Here is a 4,244-nt window from a genome sequence, read left to right on the forward strand (position 1 = left end):
TTTAGTAACGATAAATATGTTTTTGCCGAATGTCTCAAGCTGAAAGCCGAAAGCACTCAAATTAAATTTTATTTTGTGTAATTACTGACTAGAATCCATCAAATTGATTTAGAATTTCTAAAAATAAAACCTTGAAAAGAGACGACCAAATATCGAGAAACCTTGACTGGGTAACCGTTTTGATATATATCCTTTGTGTTACAGCAGGATGGCTAAATATTTATGCAGCTATTTATAACCCCGAACATCCCATTTGGATTTTTGATGATGGCTTTTTTGATACCAACTCCGGAAAACAGCTTATTTGGATAGGTACAACTGCGCTGTTGATTATTGCTATTTTAGTAATAGACCATCGTTTTTATGACACTTTCGCTTTTCCGATTTATGGCTTTTTTATCTTTTTACTTTTAGCTGTACTTGTGGTCGGAACCGAGGTAAAAGGGTCACACTCATGGTTTAGAATAGGGGCGTTTCAGTTACAACCTGCCGAATTTTCTAAGATGGCCACCTGTTTGGCCTTAGCCAAATATTTGAGTACACCATTAACCAACTTGGCTAAGTTTAAAGACCAGCTCAATGTGGCTATTATTATTGCTATTCCTCCAATATTGATATTAATTTCGAATGAAACAGGGGTAGCGCTAGTATTTGCTTCTTTTTTGATTTTGCTTTATCGTGAAGGGCTTCCGGGTATTTATCCAGGTATTTTCTTGGCGGTGGTTACGCTATTTATTTTATCATTAGTTTTTGAAGAATGGCATATATATGTAGGTTTGGCTATTGTATCGGGTTTGGTAATCTGGGCAATGCCGCGCTATGAGCGCAAAACCAAAAATATCTTAGCTATTCTGGGTGTAGCCTTCTGTATGGGCTTGTTTGTTACTGGAGTAGACTGGGCAATCAATAATGTATTAAAAGAACATCAACGAAATCGTATTAGAGTATTAGTCGATCCTGATTTTGACCGTAAGAAAACAGGTTATAATGTGCGTCAAGCCAAAATTGCTATTGGTTCGGGTGGACTACTCGGTAAAGGATATCTACAGGGTACTCAAACTAAATTTGACTTTGTTCCTGAACAAAGTACCGACTTTATTTTTTGTACAGTGGGAGAGGAGTTTGGGTTTGTGGGAAGTTTTGTTGTAGTAAGCTTATTTGTTGGTCTTATGCTGAGGTTAATTTATCTTGCCGATCGACAGAAGTCCCGATTTGCGCGAGTCTATGGGTATGGAGTTGTTTCTATCATATTTTTCCACTTTCTCGTCAATATCGGTATGACTATCGGTTTGATGCCCGTGATTGGGATTCCGCTGCCGTTTTTTAGTTATGGCGGGTCTTCGCTTTGGTCGTTCTCTATTTTACTATTTATTTTTCTAAAACTGGATGCCCACCGCTCACAAATGCTATCGAGATGGTAAGGTTTATAACTTTTACAAAACTACCGATTATTTAGATAGTCGGTAGTTTTTTTGTGAGACATCTATAAAGTTCTTATTTTAGAGATGAATATTTCCTTTACATAAAACCTATATCTATGCAGGAAAATACTATTTCAAAAAATGCAAAACTCCTCATTCTCGTTGCATCACTAGGCTATTTTGTCGACGTGTACGACCTTATTCTATTTGGTGTGATTCGAAATGCCAGTTTGGCAAGCCTAGGTCTCGATAAGGATGGTCAGCTATCCGAAGGCCTACGTTTACTCAATATACAAATGGCTGGGATGCTGTTGGGTGGGTTATTGTGGGGAATATTGGGTGATAAACGTGGACGCAAATCCGTACTTTTTGGTTCTATACTACTCTATTCTTTGGCCAACGCCCTCAATGGTATGGTAACAGACTTGACGGTATATGCTATTCTTAGGTTTTTGGCAGGGGTTGGTCTGGCAGGCGAACTTGGTGCAGGTGTTACCTTAGTGAATGAATCTTTGCCAAAAGAAAAACGCGGTTATGGAGCCCTGTTCATTGCTGGGACTGGTGCATTGGGCGCCGTTACAGCTGCGTACATTGCTGGATTGAGCACAGACCCCGAATGGTGGCGTATGACCTACTACATTGGCGGGGCAATGGGTTTGGCATTGTTACTATTGCGGATTGGTACAATGGAGTCGTCTTTATTTCAAAATATTGAAAAAAATACTCCTAAAGGAGACTTTTTTAGCCTTTTTACAAATTGGGATAAACTCAAAAGATATTTCTATTGCATTTTAATTGGGCTACCTGTGTGGTATATCGTTGGAATTCTCGTTTTGGTTGCACCCGAACTTAGTAAAGCTATCGGAGTTCAAGGCGATATTAAAGCAGGGACAGTCGTTATTTTATGTTATGCGGGCCTTTCATCTGGCGACTTTCTGAGTGGTCTTGTGAGTCAGATTTTACGTAGTCGAAAAAAGACAATCTATTGGTTTGTAGGTTCTAGTATTATTCTCATGTGTGTGTATTTATTAACGCATGGGCTCGATACCAGTGTATTCTACTTTTTATGTTTTGCACTAGGTTTTTCGGGAGGATATTGGGCTGTATTTATCACAATGGCTTCTGAGCAGTTTGGAACTAATATCCGTGCGACTGTTACCACTACCGTACCCAATTTTGTGAGAGGTGCCTTGATTTTGATTACGCTTGGATTTAAGTTTTTGATGGGGCATGTGGGGCTAATCTATGCAGCTTTGATTGTTGGATGTATTTGTAACTTTGGAGCTTTATGGGCGGCATACATGTCTGAGGAAACTTTTGATAAAGATTTAGATTTTGTGGACTAAGAAATAAAAAAAATCTACTCTGAGAATTTATCTTGTTGCTATTGCTGAGTTTTAAGGTAATAGACTTGGTACCTGATAACTAAAATAATACTTAGTAAACAGAAACTACGCATAGATAGGATACCACAACTGACTACGAACTATATTTTTTACCAATAAAAATCTTGATTTTCGTGTAGAAAAAGAAGATGTTTACTGCCTAAATCTTACAATATGGCACTTATTTCTAGAAAGAAACTCCCATTTAAAGTCAACCTTCAGCTCAGAAAGTACTTAACCAAGTACGGGCGCGAAATCGCTATGCCTCTACAGTATGCAGATTTGCTGAGGTTTGAAAACGCCATTAATCTCTATGATAAATTTGGGAATGATACCCTCTGGCAAACGGTATTTTACCCGCATAGTGATATAGAATTTGTGTACGAAGGACTCAAAAAAATATATGCTGATTTACGTACTGATGGGGACGAAAAGGTCATTAATCACCTTTCGGTCGACAGGGTGGATTTGTGTACTTATGGCAACACTCAACCTTTTCGTATTCGTATAGTTAATAAAATGAACGACAACTTTGACTATTTTTACGTAAAAAGAGCAGATTCTTCACGTATTTACGGAATGGAGTTAGAGCACCTTTTGTCACCAAATAGAATCAGTTATTTGACATTTGAAGATACCGTGGTAGAGGAGCATATTATTGGTATTCCGGGCGATTTATTTTTCAAACAACTCCCTAGTTATGAGGAGGTAAATTACCGACGTCTGGCAAAAGAATTTGTAAAATTTAATGAAAGATGCTTTGTAAGACTGCTCGGAGATATGCACTCCTCCAATTTTATTGTAGATATTACGCCCGATTTTGAAGAAGTCTTTTACCGAATTCGAGCTATCGATTTTGACCAACAGAGCTATGAGGGAAAACGCTCGGTTTATATGCCTCAGTACTTCAAACAGAACTACCCTTTGGTAGAAATCGGTATGAAATACATGACTTCCGAATCTGTTCAGCAATACCAAATCGAAGAAAGATCATTGATTGCAGGACGCTTGCGTGTCGAACAACAACGTATGTATGAGCTTATGTCGGTAATGGCAAGAGACGAAATAGCTTCACCCGAAAATACAGAATCTCTAAAAAAAGAACTTGCTCGCTGGTATAAATCAGATAGATTTCTGAAATGTAAAACCATGGGAGAGGTGGTTTGGGCTAGCTTAGAACAGGTACTTATACATTAAATATGAATAGATAGGCAAACGGGCATTCGGCAAATAGTTTTATGATGTTTTAAATAAACCTCCTACCAATTTTGCTGAATTCCCAAAACTGAGAGCCGAACGCCCAAAAATTTAAGTTTTCAGGTAATAGGCGCTAGGCATTCAGCCGTAAGCTGAAGAACAAAAGGCGTTTTTATTAAATTATAAAGACCTTTTGCCTAATAGCTACCGCTTTGGACAAAAGCATAAAACATTTTAACAC

3 protein-coding genes are annotated in these 4,244 nt (G+C 38.1%); all 3 read left to right on the forward strand.

Annotated elements, in window-relative coordinates:
• The first annotated feature begins 131 nt into the window (after nucleotides 1-131).
• A complete protein-coding gene (gene rodA / locus ACOVQ4_RS04045; RefSeq protein WP_421819372.1) occupies nucleotides 132-1,421 on the forward strand; it encodes a rod shape-determining protein RodA in 1,290 nt (429 codons plus the stop codon).
• Between the two features lie 116 nt (nucleotides 1,422-1,537).
• Nucleotides 1,538-2,767, forward strand: coding sequence for an MFS transporter (locus ACOVQ4_RS04050; protein WP_421819373.1), 1,230 nt, complete (start codon nucleotides 1,538-1,540; stop codon nucleotides 2,765-2,767).
• Nucleotides 2,768-2,980: 213 nt separating this feature from the next.
• Nucleotides 2,981-4,003, forward strand: a complete 1,023-nt coding sequence (locus ACOVQ4_RS04055) for a hypothetical protein (protein WP_421819374.1) — start codon at nucleotides 2,981-2,983, stop codon at nucleotides 4,001-4,003.
• Nucleotides 4,004-4,244: the final 241 nt, after the last annotated feature.

Origin of the sequence: Flectobacillus sp. (genome assembly GCF_049240685.1) — a bacterium.
In the GTDB taxonomy this organism is placed as follows: Bacteria; Bacteroidota; Bacteroidia; order Cytophagales; family Spirosomataceae; genus Flectobacillus.

What these genes read in the sequence shown, in the direction of transcription:
- ACOVQ4_RS04050 (WP_421819373.1), top strand. Translation starts at nt 1,538, where the DNA reads ATGCAGGAAAATACTATTTCAAAAAATGCAAAACTCCTCATTCTCGTT.
- ACOVQ4_RS04055 (WP_421819374.1), top strand. Translation starts at nt 2,981, where the DNA reads ATGGCACTTATTTCTAGAAAGAAACTCCCATTTAAAGTCAACCTTCAG.